Annotated in this window: 17 protein-coding genes; 10 read left to right on the forward strand and 7 right to left on the reverse strand. The window is 61.4% G+C overall.

Translation table 11 applies throughout. The features are described from left to right. Window positions 1–5 precede the first annotated feature (5 nt). From ACIGHL_RS06020 to ACIGHL_RS06035, 4 genes are all read right to left on the reverse strand, one after another. Window positions 6–2,771: a hybrid sensor histidine kinase/response regulator gene (locus ACIGHL_RS06020; protein WP_128120572.1), complete on the reverse strand. Its 2,766-nt coding sequence runs from the start codon at window positions 2,769–2,771 to the stop codon at window positions 6–8. A gap of 187 nt (window positions 2,772–2,958) precedes the next feature. After that, window positions 2,959–4,158, reverse strand: coding sequence for an osmoprotectant NAGGN system M42 family peptidase (locus tag ACIGHL_RS06025; protein ID WP_045428247.1), 1,200 nt, complete (start codon window positions 4,156–4,158; stop codon window positions 2,959–2,961). 142 nt (window positions 4,159–4,300) lie between these two features. Then, the gene (ngg, locus tag ACIGHL_RS06030; RefSeq protein WP_128120573.1) at window positions 4,301–6,043 is read right to left on the reverse strand and encodes an N-acetylglutaminylglutamine synthetase; all 1,743 of its coding nucleotides are present in this window, start codon (window positions 6,041–6,043) and stop codon (window positions 4,301–4,303) included. 82 nt (window positions 6,044–6,125) lie between these two features. After that, window positions 6,126–7,850, reverse strand: coding sequence for an N-acetylglutaminylglutamine amidotransferase (locus ACIGHL_RS06035; RefSeq protein ID WP_241509158.1), 1,725 nt, complete (start codon window positions 7,848–7,850; stop codon window positions 6,126–6,128). On the opposite strand from ACIGHL_RS06035, the gene ACIGHL_RS06040 reads away from it, so the two are divergent. Both ACIGHL_RS06040 and ACIGHL_RS06045 read left to right on the forward strand, forming a co-directional pair. Continuing rightward, the gene (locus ACIGHL_RS06040; RefSeq protein ID WP_241509164.1) at window positions 7,779–7,937 is read left to right on the forward strand and encodes a hypothetical protein; all 159 of its coding nucleotides are present in this window, start codon (window positions 7,779–7,781) and stop codon (window positions 7,935–7,937) included. The two genes, ACIGHL_RS06035 and ACIGHL_RS06040, sit on opposite strands and share 72 nt — an antisense overlap. 181 nt (window positions 7,938–8,118) lie before the next feature. Beyond that, window positions 8,119–8,592 (forward strand): MarR family winged helix-turn-helix transcriptional regulator, encoded by a 474-nt coding sequence (locus ACIGHL_RS06045; protein WP_128120660.1) that lies wholly within the window; start codon window positions 8,119–8,121, stop codon window positions 8,590–8,592. A gap of 28 nt (window positions 8,593–8,620) precedes the next feature. On the opposite strand, the gene ACIGHL_RS06050 is transcribed toward ACIGHL_RS06045, so the two are convergent. Continuing rightward, on the reverse strand, window positions 8,621–9,475 hold the full coding sequence (locus ACIGHL_RS06050) for a LysR substrate-binding domain-containing protein (RefSeq protein WP_045428240.1): 855 nt from the start codon (window positions 9,473–9,475) through the stop codon (window positions 8,621–8,623). Window positions 9,476–9,570: 95 nt separating this feature from the next. Between ACIGHL_RS06050 and ACIGHL_RS06055 the strand changes: the two genes are divergently transcribed. Beyond that, window positions 9,571–9,810, forward strand: a complete 240-nt coding sequence (locus tag ACIGHL_RS06055) for a DUF1127 domain-containing protein (protein ID WP_128120575.1) — start codon at window positions 9,571–9,573, stop codon at window positions 9,808–9,810. Window positions 9,811–9,862: 52 nt separating this feature from the next. Here ACIGHL_RS06055 and mnmC read toward each other — a convergent pair whose 3' ends face one another. Then, complete coding sequence (gene mnmC, locus ACIGHL_RS06060; protein WP_128120576.1) at window positions 9,863–11,836, reverse strand: bifunctional tRNA (5-methylaminomethyl-2-thiouridine)(34)-methyltransferase MnmC2/FAD-dependent 5-carboxymethylaminomethyl-2-thiouridine(34) oxidoreductase MnmC1; 1,974 nt, start codon at window positions 11,834–11,836, stop codon at window positions 9,863–9,865. Between the two features lie 183 nt (window positions 11,837–12,019). Between mnmC and pap the strand changes: the two genes are divergently transcribed. Together pap and ACIGHL_RS06070 are read left to right on the forward strand one after the other, a co-directional pair. Beyond that, window positions 12,020–13,501 (forward strand): polyphosphate:AMP phosphotransferase, encoded by a 1,482-nt coding sequence (gene pap / locus ACIGHL_RS06065; protein ID WP_128120577.1) that lies wholly within the window; start codon window positions 12,020–12,022, stop codon window positions 13,499–13,501. Between the two features lie 138 nt (window positions 13,502–13,639). Next, a complete protein-coding gene (locus ACIGHL_RS06070; protein WP_128120578.1) occupies window positions 13,640–14,824 on the forward strand; it encodes a thiolase family protein in 1,185 nt (394 codons plus the stop codon). A gap of 409 nt (window positions 14,825–15,233) precedes the next feature. Here the strand turns inward: ACIGHL_RS06070 and ACIGHL_RS06075 are convergent, their stop codons facing one another. Next, window positions 15,234–16,625 carry a class II fumarate hydratase gene (locus tag ACIGHL_RS06075; protein ID WP_045428225.1) on the reverse strand — a complete coding sequence of 464 codons (1,392 nt, stop codon included), beginning with the start codon at window positions 16,623–16,625 and terminating at the stop codon, window positions 15,234–15,236. A gap of 148 nt (window positions 16,626–16,773) precedes the next feature. Between ACIGHL_RS06075 and ACIGHL_RS06080 the strand changes: the two genes are divergently transcribed. From ACIGHL_RS06080 to ACIGHL_RS06100, 5 genes are all read left to right on the forward strand, one after another. Then, window positions 16,774–17,283, forward strand: coding sequence for a DUF2059 domain-containing protein (locus tag ACIGHL_RS06080; RefSeq protein ID WP_128120580.1), 510 nt, complete (start codon window positions 16,774–16,776; stop codon window positions 17,281–17,283). Window positions 17,284–17,297: 14 nt separating this feature from the next. Continuing rightward, the gene (locus ACIGHL_RS06085; RefSeq protein WP_128120581.1) at window positions 17,298–17,597 is read left to right on the forward strand and encodes a BolA family protein; all 300 of its coding nucleotides are present in this window, start codon (window positions 17,298–17,300) and stop codon (window positions 17,595–17,597) included. Window positions 17,598–17,871: 274 nt separating this feature from the next. Continuing rightward, a complete protein-coding gene (gene trhO / locus ACIGHL_RS06090) occupies window positions 17,872–18,807 on the forward strand; it encodes an oxygen-dependent tRNA uridine(34) hydroxylase TrhO (RefSeq protein ID WP_128120583.1) in 936 nt (311 codons plus the stop codon). Window positions 18,808–18,865: 58 nt separating this feature from the next. Further along, a complete protein-coding gene (locus ACIGHL_RS06095) occupies window positions 18,866–19,498 on the forward strand; it encodes a DsbA family protein (RefSeq protein WP_128120584.1) in 633 nt (210 codons plus the stop codon). Then, entirely contained in the window at window positions 19,491–21,272 is a 1,782-nt protein-coding gene (locus tag ACIGHL_RS06100) for an ABC transporter ATP-binding protein (RefSeq protein ID WP_128120585.1), read from the forward strand. Before ACIGHL_RS06095 ends, ACIGHL_RS06100 begins: the two co-directional genes overlap by 8 nt. Window positions 21,273–21,332 lie beyond the last annotated feature (60 nt).

The following is a 21,332-nucleotide window of genomic DNA, read 5'->3' on the forward strand; positions in this document are numbered from 1 at the left end:
TCGGATCAAGTGGGATGGTGCAGGTCGGGTTCGCTGATCGGCGCGTTGAGGTACCGATCCAGGTAAGCATACAGCTGCTCGCTGTCCAATGGCTTGCCAATGAAATCGTCCATGCCGGCCTCGCTGCCAGCGCGGCGATGCTCCTCGAGCACATGGGCGGTCAGTGCGATGATCGGCACGGGTCGCAGCTGCAATTGTGCTTCGAGTCGGCGGATCTGTCGGCTGGCCTCGAATCCGTCCATTTCCGGCATCTCGCAGTCCATCAAAATCAGCTGCACAGCGGCCGGGTTGTCGCTGTATGCACTGACTGCCCTGTGCCCGTTTTCAGCAACCATGACCTCATAGCCGCGTTTGCGCAGCAGGCTGGACACGACCATCTGGCTGACCGGGTTGTCCTCGACTACTAGGATGAGCGGCTTGCGGCCTGTCAGGTTGTCGGCGGCTACCATCGCAGTGCCATTAGGCGTTCGGGTTCCCTGATAGAGACGATGCAGTGCTTCGCGCAAAGGGCCGAGCAGCAGGGGCAACGGCAGGCTTGCCAGGTGCAACGATGACGACGCAGGTGAGGGCTCGCTTTGTGGCGGGTAGAGCAGCATGACGCGTTGATTTGGTTCGAGCTGGTCGGCCACGGCGTTGAGCCATGCCTGTGGTTTGCCAGGCCAGGGTGCCATGATCACCAGCAGCGGGGCTGAAGCCTGATCGTCGAGGTAGCGGCGCAGTCGTTGCGGCTCCTCGCAACGGACGATTCGCATGCCCCAACGGTGGAGCAGATTGCCCATCGCATCCAGTGCACAGATATCCCGAGACGCGATCACGGCGGTTCGGCCTTCGAGCAAGGTCGTGAGTGGATCAGAGTTATCGCTCGCCTCCCGCAGCGGAATGTCGAAGCTGAATTGGCTGCCCTGGCCAGGCGTGCTCTGCACTTCGATCTGGCCGCCCATCATTTCCACCAGTTCCTTGCTGATGACCAAGCCCAGGCCGCTGCCACCGTAGCGTCGGGTTGTACTGGAATCACCCTGTGCGAAGGACTCGAACAACTGGGCCAGTACCTCGGCGCGCATGCCGATGCCGCTGTCGGTGATCGAAAAGACCAGGCTTCGGCCGCCCTCCGGCCCCTGACAGACGACCTGCAGCACCACGCAACCCTGCTCGGTGAACTTCAACGAATTGCTCAGCAGGTTCATCAGCACTTGCTTAAGGCGGGTCGGGTCGCCGCGAAGACGGCGTGGTACACCGGGCGCAAGGCTGAGATGCAGGTTCAGTTGCTTCTGCAGCGCTTGGGCCGTGAACAGGCTGATGGTTTCGGAGGCCAGCGCTTCCAGGTCAAACTCGATGTCCTCCAAGACCAGTTTGCCGGCGCCGATCCGTGCGTAATCGAGGATGTTGTTAATGACCGTCATCAGCGAGTTGCTGGAGCTGGCCACCGTATCGAGGTAGAAGCGCTGGTTACGATCCAGCGGGGTTTCACGCAGCAATTGCAGCATGCCCAATACGCCATTCAATGGCGTGCGGATCTCGTGGCTCATTTTCGCCAGAAAGCGACTTTTTGCCTGGTTCTCGCTTTCTGCCCGCTCGGCTGCCTGGCGCGAACGGAAGCCTTCTTCCTTAAGCAGGTTGATACGGTCGGCGAGCCCGATCGACAGGGTGATCAACTCGAAGGCGATGCCAACTTTGACAATCGACGCGCCATACAGGCCCAACAGGTTGAAGCCCAGCGAACCGGCTGTGACGATAACGAACGTCGCCAGCAGGACGCCCCAGGCCAGCGTGTAATAAAGGCCATAGCGCACGCCGCGGCTCCAAACGAAAGCGCCGGTCAGCAACAGGCCGATCGAAGAGCCGATGACCATCACACTGGCGAGCACGCTCCAGACCTGCGTTTCCAGAACGAATCCGGACAGCAGCGCACCCATCGACAGGATCAGCGCCACACGCAGGGCGAAGTCCAGGCGCGGGAAGTACTCGCGGGTATGCAGAAAATGGCGGCTGAATTGGACCGACACCAGGCAATGGCTGAACATCAGCGCGTAGATGCCTAACGCGACCACGCCACCTGCATCGTTCAGCCATTTGACCAGCAAGCCATCGAAGCTGAGTGCGAACAGGCCCACGTTGAGGTTGTAGATCAGATACCAGAAATACGCTGGCTCACGCAGCGAGAGGAACAGGAAGAAGTTGTAGCAGAACATCGCAAACAGCACGCCATAGAAGGCTCCGGCCAAGCCCATCGAGTCTTCGGTTGCTTCGGCGTTAGCTGCGTAGGTGCTGAAATACAGCGGGACGTACAGGGTACTGGTGCTTTGCACACGCAACAGCACGGTCGAGGTGCCGGGCGCGAGCTCTACTGGAAACAAGAAGTTGCTGACCCTGACCGCGCGCTCGCTGAACGGATGGTTGTCCCCCGAGTGCTGTCGGCTGATCCGGCCGTCCGGATGACGGAGATACAGCTGGATATCGTCAAGCAGCGGGTAGTTGATTTCGACGAAGCCGCCAAGAGGGTCGCGGAGTTGGTTGTCCAGCTCTACACGGAACCACCAGACCGAATCGTTCTTCCCCTTATTGGGGTGTAGGCCTGACACTGGCTCGAAGGTTTTTTCGGGTAGCGCGAACACCTCCGCCACGCTCAGTTCGGCGGCAGGGTCTCTCAGAAAGTAACTTGAGTTGCCCAGTGCTTGGCGAAAATGCTGTGAATCCACAGGCACGGGTTCAAAGGCCGATGCCTGAGCGGTCAGACAGAATAGGAAGACGGCCAGAAAAAGACGCGGCAGCATGTTATTGACCCAAGGCGTGCAAACTCGCAAAACGCAGTTTCCAGTCGCGCGAAGGACAAATCCCTTCGCTTTATGCCTGACTGGCCAAGCATCCATATATTTCAGAGGTTTGCGACTTTGCCCGGATCAGCGCCGCCCCGCAATCGGCAATTGCCTCAAGTTGGCGGCGCATCATGAAACGTGGCCATCAACCGGACGAATCATCGGTTTGCTTGTCGAAGATCGAATCGACTGCCGGCACGCGCGTGTCGTTCTCCATTTGAGTCACGTGTTCCAGTTGATGGCTGAAGTTTTCCAGCGAATCTTTGCTCGTATGGGCGTCACTGGTGAAGACAGGTGGGCTCAGCAAGTAGGCTGAAATCAAGCGGCTCATGGCTGCCAGGCTGTCGATGTGGGTGCGCTCATAGCCATGCGTCGCGTCGCAACCAAAGGCCAGCAAAGCGGTGCGGATGTCGTGACCGGCTGCAATCGCCGACTGCGCATCGCTGTGGTAATAGCGGAACAGATCGCGACGCACCGGTACCTCATTGGCTTCCGCCAGTTTCAGCAGGTGCCGCGACAGGTGAAAATCATAAGGCCCGCCTGAATCCTGCATGGCTACGGTGACGGCGTGTTCGCTGGATTCCTGTCCCTTGGCCGTCGGCGCGATGTCGATACCGACGAACTCGCTGACATCCCAGGGCAGGGCGCCGGCTGCACCAGAACCGGTTTCCTCGGTAATGGTAAACAGCGGATGGCAGTCGATCGGAGGCTCACGGCCGCTTTCAACCACGGCTTTGAGCGACGCCAGCAAGGCTGCCACTCCCGCCTTGTCGTCCAGATGGCGCGAGCTGATGTACCCGCTGTCGGTAAACTCGGGCATCGGGTCGAACGCGACGAAATCGCCCACATTGATTCCTAGCGCAAGCGTGTCGGCGCGGCCCGCGGTGTACCCGTCCAGGCGCAGCTCGACGTGGTTCCAGCTAATCGGCATCTCGTCGACCGCTGTATTGAATGCATGTCCCGAGGCCAGAAGCGGCAGCACGCTGCCCCGGACCACGCCGGTGTCGGTGAACACGCTGACGCGGCTGCCTTCGGCGAAACGACTCGACCAGCAGCCCACCGGGGACAAGCCAAGTCGGCCATTGTCCTGGATCTCCCGGACGCTGGCGCCAATGGTATCCAGGTGTGCGGCGATGGCTCGATCCGGGCTGTACCGACGGCCCTTGAGTGTGGCGCGGATGGTCCCGCGACGGGTCAGCTCGAAAGGAATGCCAAGCTCTTTTAGCCGCTCCGCCACGTAGCGAACGATGGTGTCGGTGAAGCCGGTGGGGCTGGGAATGGCGAGCATTTCCAGCAGCACACGCTGCAGGTAGTTGAGGTCTGGTTCTGGAAGCTTGGCAGTCATGATCATTCCTTAGCGGCGAAAAACGGGCTGCCGCCATTCAGGTGAGTGAAGTTGAGCTGCGGTAGTGCCGCAAGCGAGGCGGCTGGGCCATTCCGGCACCTGAGGGTGCCGGAGCCAGGCCATCAACAGCCTGGTTGCCCCGCTAATGGGTGCCGTAGCTGAGTGGAAAGAGCAGGTCGACGAAGCGTTCGGCGGTCGGCTGCGGATGATGATTGGCCAGGCCGACTCGCTCATTCGCTTCGATGAAAACGTACTCAGGCTGGTCAGCCGCCGGCACCAACAGATCCAGACCAACCACCGGGATATCCAGTGCACGGGCCGCGCGGACGGCAGCGTCGATCAGCACTGGGTGCAACTGATCGGTTACATCGTCGAGCGTGCCGCCAGTATGCAGATTGGCGGTACGACGAACCGTCAAATGCTGGCCACGTGGCAGCACGCTGTCGTAATCGAAGCCGGCTTCACTGATGCCCCGATGGGTTTCCTCATCCATCGGGATTTTGCTTTCGCCACCCGTCGCGGCCTGGCGACGGCGACTCTGGGTCTCGATTAGTTCTTGGATGGAGTGGCTGCCGTCGCCAACCACTTCAGCCGGACGTCGAATTGCCGCAGCGACCACCTCATAGCCGATCACCACGATGCGCAGATCGAGGCCGGGATGGAAGCTTTCGAGCAAGACGCGTTGATCGAAGTGGCGTGCTCGGGTAATTGCTTCCTCCACGTCCTCAGGGCTACGAAGATCGACCGAGACCCCGTGGCCCTGTTCGCCATCGAGCGGCTTGACCACTACACTGCCATGCTTTTCCAGAAACGCCTCGTTATCCTCTGGCGTCCCTGCGAGCTGCTGCGCTGGCAATTTGAGCCCGGCGCGGGCGAGGGTGCGGTGCGTCAGGCTTTTGTCCTGGCACAACGTCATGCTCACCGCTGAAGTGAGGTCCGACAGTGATTCGCGGCAGCGAACTTTTCGGCCGCCCTGGGTCAGGGTGAACAGGCCCGCTTCGGTGTCGTCGATGGTGATTTCGATGCCGCGGCGCCGTGCCTCGTCGACGATGATCTTGGCATAGGGGTTCAGCTCGGCTTCCGGGCCAGGCCCTAAAAACAAGGGCTGGTTGAAGGTGTTCTTGCGTTTGACCGTGAAGGTCTGCAGGTCACGGAAACCGAGTTTGGCGTAGAGCGCCTTGGCCTGCTTGTTGTCGTGCAGCACCGACAAATCGAGGTAGGCCAGCCCGCGCCCCATGTAGTGTTCAATCAAATGGCGAACCAGCGCTTCGCCGACGCCAGGGCGGGTGCAGGTTGGCGCGACCGCCAGACACCAAAGGCTGGAGCCGTTCTCCGGATCGTTGAAAGCCTTGTGGTGATTGATGCCCATGACACTGCCGATGATCTGGCCGGAGTCGTCGTCCTCGGCCAGCCAATAAACCGGACCACCTTGCTCTCGTGGGGTGCACAGCTCCGGGTTGACGGGCAGCATATGGCGCGACTGGTACAGGCTATTGATCGCCTTCCAGTCCTCCTCACTCTGGGCGCGCCGAATGCCGAAACCGCGGAAGCTGCGGCGGGCCGGGCGGTAATCGGTAAACCAGATGCGAGAGGTGTCCGAGGGGTCAAGGAACAGCTGCTGCGGCGCATAGGCGAGCACTTGGTGCGGCGCGGCAACGTATAGCGCAATGTCCCGCTCCCCGGCCTGTTCATGGAGCAGGTCGGCAGCGAGCTTTTCAGGGTCGGAATAGGTATGGCCGATCAGGATGCGGCCCCAGCCACAGTGCAGAGTTACAGGCGACTGACGTTCCGCCTGGCCATCCTCCGCGAGTCGTTGCTGCAGGCGCTCGTAGGTCGGTGTCTGGCCGCGTAACAGCCGCTGTCCATAGGCTTGAGACTTCTGCATGGTACGTTCCTTGGAGCTTGTCATGACGTCACGGCGTTTGTCGTATCAACCGGCCTGGGCGCCGTGCCGTCATGATCGGTTCTTAGAGGCCTTGTTCGCTCAACCATAGATTGACCGCTGCCAGCTGCCACAATTTCGAGCCGCGCAGGGGCGTCAGTTGGCCCTCAGGGTCGTTGAACAGCTTGTCCAGCATTGCCGGGTTGTACAGCCCGCGATCCTGGCTCGGGTCCGTCAGCAGCTCGCGCACCCAGTTCAGCGTGTCACCCTGCAGATGCTTCAGGCCCGGCACCGGAAAATAGCCCTTGGGGCGGTCAATAACCGCGGCCGGGATAACCTTGCGCGCAGCTTCCTTGAGCACATACTTTCCGCCATCGGGCAGCTTGTACTTCGCGGGAATTCGCGCGGAAAGCTCGGCCACGTTGTGATCGAGAAACGGCACCCGTGCCTCTAGGCCCCAGGCCATGGTCATGTTGTCGACTCGCTTGACCGGGTCGTCGACCAGCATCACCGTACTGTCGATTCGCAGGGCCTTGTCGACCGCCGCATCGGCGCCCGGCTGGGCAAAGTGCTGACGAACGAAATCACCGGAGAAGTCGCCCTTGACCCACTGCTGCTGCACGGTGTCGGCGTACTCCTCGAAGCTGCGGTCGCGAAAGGCGTTGAGATAAGCCTCGACAGGGTCCTCGGCACCGTCCACCTGCGGATACCAGTGATAGCCGGCGAACAGCTCATCGGCACCTTGACCGCTCTGAACCACCTTGCAGTGCTTGGACACTTCCCGTGAGAGCAGGTAGAAGGCGATGCAGTCGTGGCTGACCATCGGCTCGCTCATCGCGCGAAAGGCAGCAGGCAGCTGTTCGAGGATTTCCTTCTCCTGTATCCGCAGCTGGTGATGGCGCGTCCCGTAATGCTGCGCAATCAGATCCGAATACTTGAATTCGTCGCCACGCTCGCCGCCGGCATCCTGAAAGCCGATGGAGAAGGTCTGCAAGCTATCCGCAGCGCCTGCTTCGCGAAGCAGACCGACCAGTAAGCTGGAGTCGACGCCACCGGACAGCAGGACGCCCACGTCGACCGCTGCTCGATGGCGCAAGGCGACTGACTCGCGCAAGGTTGTCAGGGTGCGCTCCTGCCAGTCTTCGAAGCTGAAGCCTTGCTCCTCTTCTGACGCCCCGAACTCCAGCGTCCACCAGCGGTGTTGGCTGGTCTTGCCGTTGGCATCAATACGCATGAAGGTGGCGGGCGGCAGTTTCTCGATGCCGGCAATCAGAGTGTCCGGCGCCGGCACCACAGCATGGAAGCTCATGTAGTGGTTCAGTGCCACCGGGTTCAGTACACCAGCGATGTCACCGCCCTTGAGCAACGCCGGGAGCGTCGAGGCAAAGCGCAGGCGCTCGCCAGTGCGTGACAGATAGAGCGGCTTGATGCCGAGGCGATCACGGGCGATGAACAGTTCCTGTACGTCGCGCTGCCAGATGGCGAAGGCGAACATGCCGTTGAGGCGCGGCAATAAGGCTTCGCCCCAGGCATGAAAGCCCTTGAGCAACACTTCAGTGTCACCCTCGGAGAAGAAGCGATAGCCCAGCGCCTCGAGCTCGGCGCGCAATTCCGGATAGTTGTAGATGGCGCCGTTGAACACCATCGACAAACCGAGTGCCGAGTCGACCATTGGCTGACCCGAGGCCTCGCACAGGTCCATGATTTTCAAGCGTCGGTGACCGAGCGCGAGAGGGCCTTGGCTGTTGAAGCCACAGGCGTCTGGGCCTCGAGCAGTCAGGGATTGAGTGATGCGTTCAACCGCGGCCAGATCGGCCGGTTGATTATCGAAGCGAAGTTCGCCAGCTATGCCGCACATAAGATCCTTACCGGTGTTGCCGTTGGGGAGTGTGACTGATGCTGGGATCGCGAAGTTCAGGTTTTCAGACCAGCGTATAGCGCTCTGGCTCGCCAGCTGCGGTGATCGTTCAGGTGCGTCACTCGCAGGCTGAATCGCGCCCTGCTGCGTCAGTCAGGTTTACAGGGAAACAAAGAAAGTGCTTTCATGTCAAACCGTGACCCAGCTGATTATGTTGTTTATGAACGAAGAAAATATTCGAGCTGAAACTATCGAAAAGCCGGAGAGCAGCCTTGAACTGTCGCTGTTTCAGGCTCTGCGCCGGTTGCAGCAGGACGCCGAAATGCATGCCAAGCGGCTGGCACGTTACGGTGGACTGAGCCCGGTGCAGCTAATGATTCTGCAAGTGCTTGCGAGCGAGCGACAGCTCACGGCCAGTGCGCTGAGCAAGCGCGTCAGCCTCACGCCTGCAACCCTATCCGGGCAGCTCGACCGGCTCGCCGAACGCGGACTGCTGTCGCGCCAGCGCGATGATCAGGACCGCCGCCGCCAATGGTTGCATTTGACTGAAGAGGGTCGTGCACTGCAGCAACAGGCCCCGTCTTTGCTGCCGCCGGAGTTCGTTGCACGTTTCGCCGCGTTGCCGGAATGGGAGCAGCATGGAATCACTGCGGCGCTGCTTCGCGCCGCCTCGATATGCGGTTCGAGGGAATAGTCAGCAGCCCAGCTGAGCCTGCCGTCTGCTATAGGCGAAAGCCTTCGACGATATGCTCGGCCAGTGTTTCGCTGACTTGCGACTGACTACGTTCGTTGCGCAGCAGGACAATGCTGCTCAAGGGCAGCTCCGGCATGCCCTCGGCTTCGCCCAGCAAGCGCATGTCGGCCGTGACCAGGCTCTGCAGCTGCGCGGTCACTGCGAGCCCTGCGTTAACCACGGCCATCAGCGCTGAGAGGCTCGGGCTGGTATAGGCAACCCGGTAGGGAACGTCCAGGCTGTCGAGTGCGTTGCAGGCCCAGGCCCGGCAGAAGCAATCGGTATTGAACATGGCCAGTGGCATGGGCCGTTGTTCATGGGTGTTGAAGCCCGGCGCTTCGGCCCAGACGAAGCGTTCGCGCCGCAATAACTGTCCGATCTCGGTACCTGGCTCGCGGGTGACGATGGACAGATCCAGGTCGCGTCGCTGCAGCAGCTGGTAAGACGGTTCGCAATGCACCTCCACCTGCACCAGCGGATAGGCCTGAGCGAAGCGCGACAGGATGCCCGGTAGGAATCGCATCACATAATCGTCTGGAGTGCCGATGCGCACCGAGCCGACCATGTGCGGCTCACGCAAGGTGGTCAGCACCTCGCCGTGCAGCTTGAGAATTCTTCGCGCGTAACCGAGCAGGATCTGGCCCTCTGCGGTGAGCTTGACCTGGCGCCCGTCGCGCTCGAAGACCGAACGCTGCAGCACATCCTCTTCAAGCCGCTTCATCTGCATGCTGATTGCCGACTGCGTGCGATTGACGGCTTCCGCAGCACGGGTGAAGCCGCCGTGATCGGCAATTGCCACAAAGCTGCGCAGCAGCTCGGCATCGATACTCGGGTAGTTGGCCATTCATCAATCTCCGAGATGGACATCATCACAAACATTCGTTGGATTGATCATAAGCCCGGCGGGACACTGGCGCCATCCACTCGGAGGTGTACCCGATGAAAAGCCATGCTGAGTTCGTTCAATCTTGCGCCCGGAGCGCAACGCCCCATTTCTCGCTCGGACGGTGGCTGCGTGCGGCCTGGCAGCGGTTCGGTTGCTGGCACGCGCTGTATCGCCAGCGCCAGCAACTGGCCTCGCTGAGTGACGAGATGCTCAAGGACATCGGTTTGAGCCGGGCCGATATCGAAACCGAAATCACCCGGCCATTTTGGGATGAGCCGTTTCGCCGAGGCTAACCTTTGGCAGCTTGGTCACGAGGATCGAATAGGCAGGCGCTCGATGAGACGCTCAGTCGATCCGTCGAATGAGCTTGCGCAGCAGGAATCGATTGGGGTGGCAGGCTTCGGCGATGGCGCGCGGTACGGGCAGCGGTTCGTCATTCAGCCACGCGGCGAGTAGCTCGCCCGACAGTGGCGCGGTGATCAGGCCGCGCGAGCCGTGTGCGGTATTGACGTACAGCCCATCAAGCCAAGGGCAGGGCGTATCAGGCACTTGCCGAGCATCCTTCGCCAGCACGGCATAGGCTTCGGCGAAGCGTGCTGGATCGGCCAGCGCGCCGATGATGGGTAGATAGTCGGGGCTGGTGCAGCGGAACGCGACGCGTCCATGCAGTTGGTCGATATCGACGGTGTCGGCCTCGAGGCGCTGATGCAGATCAGCGGAAATCTCCGCGAGCATCTCCAGGTTGGAATGGTGTTCCGCTGCGCTCGGAGCCGGGTCGGTTTCGGCGAAATTGAAGCTCGCCCCCAGCGTGTGCTGGCCCTCACGGGGCGGGGCGACGTAGCCCTTGGCGCAGAGCACGGTGCGCAACGCGCAGCTTTGTTCGGTCACCGGCAGGGCGGTGATCTGTCCGCGGATTCGCTTGAGCGGCAGCCAGGCGCTTTGGCTGAAGCGCGCAACGTCGGCGGCGCCAGCCAGAATCACTACCGGCGCCTCGGCCAGCAGCTCATCGCCGATCAGCGCCTGCCACTGCTCGCCGGCGCGACGCAGCTCGACCGGGTGCCGGTGGCGAAGCAGCTCGATGGCGGGGTGCGCGATCAGCCAGCGACACAGCGCTGGCGGGTGCGCCCAACCCGTGTCCGGATAGAACAGCCCGCCATGGCCCAGCGCCACGCCCGCCAGCTGCTCAGCTTCCTCGCGCTGCACCGCGCGCAGCAGACTGGGCGGAAAGGTATCGGACAGCGCGGCTTGGCGGGCGCTTTCCTTGTTGTCGAAGGCAAGCTGCAGCACGCCACAGGCATCCCAGTCCTGGCCTTGCTGCAGGTTCTGCAACAACCGACGGGTGTAGCCAAAGCCGCTGGCGACAAGCTGCGAAAGCGCGGTGCCGTGCGCTGACAGCTTCAGATAGAGCACACCCTGTGGATTGCCAGAACCCTCTTGGGCGACGTCGTCATGCCGCTCCAGCAGTGTCACCTGCCAGCCGCGCGCCGCCAGGCTGGCGGCGCTGGCGCAACCCGCCAGGCCTGCGCCGATGATCAGTGCCTTGCGCTGCGTTGGTTGATGCGGCGGGCGCGCGAACCAAGGGCTCTCCAAGGTTTTTGGCGATGCGGCAAGGTGGCCCTGGAGGTTTTCCCACTTCTGGCCGAATCCCGGTATCCGCTTGATCTCAAAGCCCGCCTCCTTGAGGGCTCGTCGCACACTGCCGGCGCTGCTGAAGGTCGCCAGCGTGGCGCCCGGGGCGGATAGCCGCGCCACCTGCTCAAATAGCTCGGGCTGCCACATGTCCGGGTTCTTCGGCGGTGCGAAACCATCGAGAAACCAGGCGTCAACCTGGGCATCCAGTTCTTTCAGCCGGTCGAGTGCATCGCCTACCAATAGCGTCAGCGTCACCTGGCCGAAACGAAACTGCTGGAATCCCGGATTGATCGCCACATACTGATCCAGCAACTGGCGCGCCTGCAGCTGCAGCTCGGGCCACAACGTCAGCGCTCGCTGCAGGTCGTCGCGGGTGAGTGGATGCTTTTCAACACTGACGAAGTGCAGGGCGCTATTGGCAGGCGCTGTGCGCTCGAACAGCGCCCAGGCACAAAGAAAACTGAGGCCAGTACCGAAGCCCGTTTCGCCAATTACCAGGCGTTCCCCAGCCTGAAGCGCGGCGAAACGTTCGGCCAATCGGTTGGGTTGCAGAAATACGTGGGTGGTTTCGGCCATGCCTGAGCCACGAGAAAAATATACGTCACCATAGCGCCGCGATTGCGGTTGGCCGTTCTCGTCCCAGTCGAGCTCTGCATGTTCAAAACCGGGTGGGATCGCGGCGGACATCGGCGTTTCCTGGGGGAAAAAAACGCGATTCTAGCAGCAGCGTGAAACCTGCTGCGGGCGCGCTTTGTCGCATCGGTAAGCGCGCAGGCCAGCGCACCAAGCGCTAACAGGCGGAGCTGCATCAGTACTGCAGCTACCTTGGCCTGCTAGGGTTCATCACAGCATCCATTCCTGGAGTACACGATGTTCGAGTCCGCAGAAATCGGCCACACCATCGACAAGGACACCTACAACAAAGAAGTGCCCGTTCTGCGTGAAGCGTTGCTGCAGGCGCAGTACCGCCTCAGAGAGCAGGCGCGGTTTCCAGTGCTCATCCTGATTAATGGCATCGAGGGCGCCGGAAAAGGCGAAACGATCAAGCTGCTCAGCGAGTGGATGGACCCGCGACTGATCCGGGTCGACAGCTTCGATGTGCCGACCGACGAAGAACTCTCGCGTCCGCCCGCTTGGCGTTACTGGCGTCGCCTGCCGCCGAAAGGGCAGACAGGCATCTTCTTCGGCAACTGGTACAGCAAGTTGCTGGAGGACCGGGTCCATGGGCGCATCAAGAAAGCCGAGTTGGAGCTGGCCATCGACCGTGCCCAGCGGTTCGAACGCATGCTCTGCGCTGAAGGCACGCTGATCTTCAAATTCTGGTTTCACCTGTCCAAGGACCGCATGCTCCAGCGCCTTGAATCGCTCAAAGACGATCCGCTGCACAGCTGGCGCATCAGCCCGCTGGATTGGCAGCAGTCGAAAACCTACGACCGGTTCGTCAAGCACGGTGAATTGATCCTGCGCCGCAGCAGCCGGGACTTTGCACCCTGGTACGTCATCGAGGGCAGCGACGAACGATACCGCAGCCTGACCGCCGGCCGGTTGCTGCTCGAGGGGCTCAATGCTGCGCTGGACGCGGCGGACCAACCGCTCTCGCAGCCGCACACGGCGACGATCGAGCTGAAGCTCGATCAGGCGAGCCTGCTAGGCAGTCTCGATATGCAGCAATCGCTCAGCAAGGACCATTACAAGGAACAGCTGGGGCATGAACAGGCAAGGCTGAGCCAGCTGCTGCGTGATCCGCGGTTGCGCAAGCGTGGGGTACTGGCCCTGTTCGAGGGCCACGACGCGGCGGGCAAGGGCAGCGCCATTCGCCGGGTCACGGGCGCGCTGGATCCGCGGCTGTATCGCACCATACAAATCGCCGCGCCCAGCGAGGACGAGCTGGCGCAGCCTTGGTTGTGGCGCTTCTGGCGCAACGTCCCGGCGCGCGGGCAGTTCATCATTTTCGATCGATCCTGGTACGGCCGCGTGCTGGTCGAACGTGTCGAGGGCTTCTGCTCGCCAGACGAGTGGCTGCGGGCCTATACCGAGATAAACGAGTTCGAGGAGCAGCTGGTCGACGCAGGCGTGGTGGTGGTCAAGTTCTGGCTCTCCATCGACAAACAAACGCAGCTGGAGCGCTTCAAGGAGCGGGAAGATACGCCGCACAAGCGCTTCAAGATTACCGAGGAAGACTGGCGCAATCGCGAAAAGTGGGAGGACTACAGCAACGCCGTGGCGGACATGGTCGATCGCACCAGCACCGAAATTGCGCCCTGGACGTTGGTTGAGGCCAACGACAAGCGCTTTGCCCGGGTCAAGGTATTGCGCACGCTCAACGACGCGCTGGAAGAAGCGATCAGCTGAGTTTCAAGGGACGGCGGACAATGGCCAGCCATATCCCTGCTGAATGTTCGTCGCCTTTGGTGAAGGGCCGGAACTATGCTCGGTCCATCGTCAACAGGCCGGCCGCCGCAGCGGCCGCCCAACCATTCGAGGTATGCCATGCGTGAAGTAGTGATCGTCGACAGCGTACGGACCGGCCTGGCCAAGTCCTTCCGCGGCAAGTTCAACATGACCCGTCCTGACGATATGGCGGCTCATTGCGTCAACGCGCTGCTGTCGCGTAACGGGCTGGACCCCAAGCTGGTCGAGGACTGCATCGTCGGTGCCGGCTCCAACGAGGGCGCACAGGGCTACAACATCGGTCGTAACGTGGCGGTGCTGTCGAACCTGGGTATCCAGTGCGCGGGCATGACACTCAATCGCTTCTGCTCGTCCGGCTTGCAGTCCATTGCCATCGCGGCCAATCAGATCGCTTCCGGCTGCAGCGACATCATCGTTGCCGGTGGCGTCGAGTCGATCACCATGACGGCCAAGAGCCGCAACAGCGACAACCTCTTCAATCCAGTCCTGCAGGAGCGCGTTCCTGGGCTGTATCACAGCATGGGGCAAACCGCCGAGCTGGTCGCGCGTCGCTACAACGTCACCCGCGAGCAGCAGGACGCCTATTCCCTGCAGAGTCAGCAGCGTACCGCGCGGGCCCAGGCTGAGGGTTTGTTCCAGGACGAGATCGTGCCGATGAACGTCCGCTACTTCACCGAGGACAAGAACACCGGTGAGCGCACCGAGCATGAAGGTGTGGTCGATCGTGACGACTGCAACCGCCCGGATACCACGCTGGAAAGCCTGTCGGGCCTCAAACCGGTGTTTGCCGATGATGGCTCGGTGACCGCGGGCAATGCCTCGCAGCTCTCCGACGGCGCCTCGATGACCTTGGTCATGAGCCTGGACAAGGCACTCGAGCTCGGCCTCAAGCCACGGGCCTTCTTCCGCGGATTCACCGTGGCCGGGTGCGAGCCTGAGGAGATGGGCATTGGCCCGGTGTTCTCGGTGCCACGCCTGCTCAAGGCGCGCGGTCTGCAGGTCAGCGACATCGACCTGTGGGAGCTCAACGAGGCCTTCGCCTCGCAGTGCCTGTATTGCCGCGATACGCTGGAAATCGACAATGAGAAGTTCAACGTCAATGGCGGCTCGATTTCCATCGGCCACCCATTCGGCATGACCGGTTCGCGTACCGCGGGTCATCTGGTTCGCGAGCTGCAACGTCGGAATCTGCGTTACGGGGTTGTGACCATGTGCGTTGGCGGCGGCATGGGTGCGTCTGGGCTGTTCGAAGCGGTGCGCTGATCAGTCGTCGCAGGGACGACTAAAAGAAACCCGCGCCAGATGGCGCGGGTTTTTCATGCCTGATCATTATTTGGTCGCTCCTTGGCTGGGCTTCAGCTCGCACCAGATGCTTGGCCATCCGCGCTGCGTCTGGCTCCAGGTTACCGATGTAACGGCTATTGAGGTTCAGACGTCTGCCAGCAGGTGAACGGATTGGTCTGCTATGAAGTTTCCGGTGGGCTGAAGCCCACCCTACGACGTAACCTGGCCTGTAGGGTGGGCTTCAGCCCACCGTATATATGGCGGAAGCAGTCAGGTAGATAGATAAAAACCCGCGCTTGGCGCGGGTTTTTTATTGCCACAGTCTGGCCACTGAGGCCAGTAGGGTGGGCTTCAGCCCACCACCCCGCGGCTAGGTTGCTACCTCAGCTCAGCTGCGGCTGGACTCCAGCATGGTTTCCGGTCGCACCCACTGATCGAACTCCTCATCAGTCAGATAGCCCAGCGCCAGTGCAGCTTCGCGCAGGGTGGTGCCTTCGGCATAGGCCTTCTTGGCGATCTCGGCCGCCTTGTCGTAACCGATGTGCGGGTTCAGTGCTGTCACCAACATCAGCCCACGCTCCAGATGCTCGGCCATGCGTGCCGCGTCCGGTTCGAGGCCGACGATGCAGTGGGTGTTGAAGTTGCGGCAACCATCGGCCAGCAGGCGGATCGATTCGAGCATGTTGTGCACGATCACCGGCTTGAACACATTGAGCTGTAGATGGCCCTGGCTCGCGGCGAAGCCGACCGTCACGTCGTTCCCCATCACCTGGCAGGCAAGCATGGACAACGCCTCGCACTGCGTCGGATTGACCTTGCCTGGCATGATCGAGCTGCCCGGCTCATTGGCTGGCAAACGCACTTCGGCGAAACCCCCGCGCGGGCCCGAGCCGAGCAGGCGCAGGTCGTTGGCGATTTTCATCAGCGCCGTGGCCAGTGTTTTCAGGGCGCCGGAGAGTGCGACCAGCGGCTCATGGCCGGAAAGGGCGGCAAACTTGTTCGGCGCAGACACGAACGGAAGACCGGAGAGGGCCGCCAGTTCAGCAGCAATCGCTTCGGCGAAGCCATGCGGGGCGTTGAGACCAGTGCCCACTGCGGTGCCGCCCTGAGCCAGTTCGTAAACGGCGGGCAGGGAATGTCGAATTGCCTGTTCGGCGATATCCAGCTGGGCCACGAAGGCCGACAACTCCTGGCCGAAGGTCACGGGAGTTGCATCCATCATGTGGGTGCGCCCGGTTTTGACAAGCTGACCATAGCGTGCCGCCTGTTCAGCGATGCCGCCAGACAGCTCGGCGATGGCAGGCAACAGATCGTCTTGGATTGCTCGCGCAACGGCGATGTGCATGGCGGTGGGGAAGCAATCGTTGGAGCTCTGCGCGCGGTTGACGTGGTCGTTGGGGTGCACCGGGCTCTTGCCGCCACGTGCCCCGCCGGCCAGTTCATTGGCGCGCCCGGCAATAACCTCGTTGACGTTCATGTTGCTCTGGGTGCCGCTGCCCGTCTGCCAGACCACCAGAGGAAACTGATCGTCGTGCTGGCCGTGGAGTATTTCGTCGGCGGCCTGTTCGATCAGACGTGCGATGTCCGGCGGTAGATCGCCTATGCGGTCGTTGACCCGCGCCGCGGCTTTCTTGATCAGCGCCAGCGCATGGCAGACGGCAAGGGGCATGCGCTGGTCGCCGATGGCGAAATTGATCAGCGAGCGCTGTGTCTGGGCGCCCCAGTAAGCCTGTTCCGGGACTTCCACTGGACCCAGGCTGTCGGTTTCGGTGCGTGTCATGCCGTGCTCCATCGATGAGGTATCTCTGTTAGGTTGCTGGCTGTGGGCACAGGTTCAATCTGGCCTGCAGCTGTTCCTTGAGCGCCGGGAACTCCGCGCGCAGAATGTGTCCATTGAGGCTCACTTAACGATCGCCAAGGATCATCTCATGCACATTCTTCGTACATTCGGCCTTTGTAGCGTTCTGTCGATGGCGCTGCTCAGTGGCCAGGCCAGCGCTGACAGCTCGGGTCATAAGGCCCAGGCCGAGCGCTTCCTGGAGCTGGTCAACGCTGATCGGCTCGCTGTGCCGGTGTATGCCCAGGTGCAGCAGATGTTCGCCGAGCGCTTCGAGCAGACCCAAGCGCCTGCGAGCAAGCGTGCACTGCTCGAGCGCTACCAATCGAAGGCCGATGCCGCGCTGGACAAGGCCATCGGCTGGGAGCAGGTCAAGCCGGACCTGATCAAGCTTTACACCGAAACCTTCACCGAGCAGGAACTCAGCCAGTTGAACGACTTCTACGAGTCGGCGCTTGGCAAGAAGATGCTGACCAAACTGCCGGAGCTGAATGCGCGTTCGGCGCAGGTTACCCAGGCCAAGCTGCAAAGCGCCGTGCCCCAGGTCAACAAGCTGCTGGCAGAGATGACTGCCGAACTCGATACTCAGAAAAAGCCCTAGACGGAGCCGCCCGGATGTCCAAACTTGAATCCATCGAACAGACGCTGCAAAGCGCACTGCAACCTCAGCATCTGCAAGTGCTGGACGAAAGCCACATGCACAGCCGCGGCCAGGAAACCCATTACAAGGCGGTGATCGTCAGCGAGCAGTTCGCCGGCCTGACTGCGGTCAAACGCCACCAGCGCGCCTACGCTGCAATGGGCGATCTCATGCAACAGATTCACGCCCTGGCGCTGCACACCTATACCCCGGAAGAGTGGGCCGAGCAGGGCGTCGCGCCTGCGTCGCCGGTCTGTGCTGGGGGGCACAAATAACAAGCTGCCTGGCGGCTTTAGGCCTGATCAAGATTTGTTGCTAGAATGCGCACCGCGCCGGCTCACGCCGGCGTTGTCGTTTTCGTATTCCCGGTCCGCCCTTGGACAGGCCGTTGAAAAACGTAGGCGAGGCAGGCAAGACAAGGCGAAACGGCACGAGGAAGCGGAGTTTACGCTTGTAAATGAGCATTCCGAGGGTCGTTTCAACGCAGGATTGCCCACGCAGGTAGTTTTTCAACGGCCTGTTGGGTGACCACTGGAGGAAGTATCCCGCATGACCCAGAAGATCGTCGTTGCGGCGCTGTACAAGTTCGTCTCTCTGCCGGACTACGTCGCGTTGCGTGAACCCCTGCTCGAAACCCTCGATGCCAACGGCATTAAAGGCACGCTTTTGCTGGCCGAAGAAGGCATTAACGGCACCGTGTCCGGTAGCCGTGAGGGGATCGATGCCTTGCTCGCCTGGTTCGGGACTGATGCACGCCTGGTCGATATCGATCACAAGGAATCCTACTGCGACGAGCAGCCCTTCTACCGCACCAAGGTCAAGCTGAAGAAGGAAATCGTCACCCTGGGTGTGCCCGGCGTCGATCCCAACCAGCGCGTCGGCACCTATGTCGATCCAAAGGACTGGAATGCCCTGATCGAAGATCCGGAAGTGCTGTTGATCGATACCCGCAACGACTACGAAGTGGCCATCGGTACCTTTGAAGGCGCAATCGACCCGCAAACCAAATCCTTTCGCGAGTTTCCCGATTACATCAAGGCGCACTACGATCCGGCCAAACACAAGAAAGTCGCGATGTTCTGCACCGGTGGTATCCGCTGCGAGAAGGCTTCCAGCTACATGCTCGGCGAGGGCTTCGAGGAGGTTTATCACCTCAAGGGCGGCATCCTGAAATACCTCGAAGAAGTGCCGCAAGAAGAAACGCGCTGGCGCGGCGACTGCTTCGTGTTCGACAACCGGGTGACCGTCCGTCACGACCTCACCGAGGGCGACTTCGACCAATGCCACGCCTGTCGTACACCGATCTCGCTGGAGGACCGCCAATCGGAGCACTACGCTCCAGGCATCAGCTGCCCCCACTGCTGGGATAACCTCAGCGAGAAGACGCGTCATAGTGCGCGTGAGCGGCAGAAGCAGATCGAACTGGCGCTCGAGCGCAACCAGCCACACCCCATTGGCTACAACTATCGCAAGGCGGGTGTGTAACCGAGTACAGCCATGAAGCGCGCTACACGCGCTTTACCCTGATAGAACCGGAGCGCCGATGAGCAGCCGACTGATCTATGTGATGGACCCGATGTGCTCATGGTGCTGGGGCTTCGCGCCGGTCGTGCAGGCACTGATCGAACAGGCCCAGGCGCGCGGGGTGGGTTCGGAGCTAGTGGCTGGTGGATTGCGCCAGGAGCGTACTGCGATGGATCAGGCCGCTCGTGACCGCACTGCCTCCTACTGGCACGCAGTACATGAGGCGAGCGGCCAGCCTTTCAACTTCGAGGCGGGCTTGCCCGACGGCCTGGTCTACGATACCGAGCCGGCTTGCCGTGCGCTGGTTGCTGCACGTGATCTCGACAGCCAAGCCGCGTGGCGACTCGCTGGGCTGATCCAGCAGGCCTTCTACGTCGAGGGGCGCAACGTCACGCTGCCGCCGGAACTTGTCGAGCTGGCCGAGACCGCTGGTATTCCGCGTATCGAATTTGCCGACCACTTCGATTCCCAGGCCGCACGCGATGCCACCGTTGCGGACTTCGAGTGGTCGCGCAATCTTGGCATCGCGGGATTTCCTACCTTGCTGGCCGAACACGACGGCCAGCTGGCATTAGTGACGAACGGATTCCAACCGCTCGAAGCCCTATCACCGCTGCTGGCACGCTGGCTGGACCACAATATCGATGCCTGATCAGCTCAGCTGGGCCGAAATCCGCCGCCTCGCACTTCACCATCGCAAAGCATTGGTGCTGGCCAATCTGGTCGCGGTGCTGGCGACGCTGTGCAGCGTGCCGATTCCCTTGTTGTTGCCGTTGCTGGTCGACGAGGTGCTGTTGCAGCAGGGCGACGCAGCGCTTGAGGTCATGAACAACTTTCTTCCGGTGGAGTGGCAGACCGCCGTCGGCTATATCGGCCTGATGCTTTGCATAACGCTTTTCTTGCGCGCATCGGCTCTGATTTTCAACGTTCTGCAGGCGCGTCTGTTTGCCCGATTATCGAAGGATTTGGTCTATCGCATCCGAGTACGGCTGATCGAGCGGCTCAAGCGTATTGCGCTGAGCGAGTACGAAAGCCTGGGTGGCGGGACCGTTGCGGCACATCTGGTCACTGATCTTGAGACTATCGATAAATTCATCGGCGAGACCCTCAGCCGGTTGTTGGTCGCCGTGTTGTCCATTGCCGGTACGGCGGCGATCCTGCTGTGGATGCATTGGCAGCTGGCGCTTCTGATCCTGCTGTTCAATCCTCTGGTGATCTACGCCACGGTGCAGCTGGGCAAGCGCGTCAAACACCTGAAGAAGCTGGAGAACGACAGCACGTCGTTATTCACCCAGGCGCTCACCGAAACGCTAGATGCGATTCAGGAAGTGCGCGCCGGTAACCGCCAGGGTTTCTTTCTCGGACGCCTCGGCCTGCGGGCGCGGGAAGTGCGCGATTTCGCGGTGGCCTCGCAGTGGAAGACAGACGCCTCCAACCGCGCCAGTGGCCTGTTGTTCCAGTTCGGTATCGACATCTTCCGTGCCGCGGCCATGCTCACGGTGCTGTTTTCGGACCTGTCTATCGGACAGATGCTCGCGGTGTTCAGCTACCTGTGGTTCATGATTGGCCCGGTGGAGCAGCTGCTCAATCTGCAGTACGCCTTCTACGCGGCGGGCGGTGCGCTAAGCCGCATCAACCAGCTGCTGGCGCGTGCCGACGAGCCGCAATATCCCGGTGGTCAGGATCCGTTCGCTGGCCGCGATACCGTCGACATCGAAGTCCAGGGGCTGCGCTTCTCCTATCAGGATGAGCCGGTGCTGGAAGGGCTGGATTTGTCCATCGCGGCGGGTGAGAAGGTGGCCATCGTCGGTGCCAGCGGCGGCGGCAAGAGCACCCTGGTGCAGTTGCTGCTGGGACTCTATCAGCCGCAGGCCGGACATATTCGCTATGCAGGGGTCGAGGTGCAGGATATCGGGCTGCCAACGGTTCGCGACAACGTCGCCGTAGTGCTGCAGCATCCGGCCCTGTTCAACGACACGGTGCGCGCCAATCTGCTGATGGGGCGCGAGCGGGACGATCAGGCATGCTGGCGTGCGCTGGAAATAGCTCAATTGGCCGACACGATCCGGCAGCTGCCAGCCGGACTGGACAGCATCGTTGGTCGTTCCGGTGTTCGCCTCTCAGGAGGACAACGACAACGACTGGCGGTGGCGCGCATGGTGCTGGCTGAGCCCAAAGTGGTCATCCTTGATGAAGCTACGTCGGCTCTGGATGCGGCCACCGAGTATGCCTTGCATCAGGGACTCAACCGTTTCCTGCAAGGGCGCACGACGCTGATCATCGCTCACCGTTTGTCGGCGGTGAAACAGGCCGATCGGGTGCTCGTTTTCGATGGCGGACGCATCGCGGAGCAGGGTGATCACCAGCAGCTGATCGCTGACGGCGGGCTCTACGCCAAGCTTTACGGGCACCTTCAGCAACATTGAGCCAGGCATCGGGCACGACCGTGAGCGAGCAGTTCCAGTCGGCTCGGTGTGGTGCTGGCA

It is taken from the genome of Pseudomonas sp. NPDC077451, assembly GCF_044543345.1.
Lineage (GTDB): Bacteria > Pseudomonadota > Gammaproteobacteria > Pseudomonadales > Pseudomonadaceae > Stutzerimonas.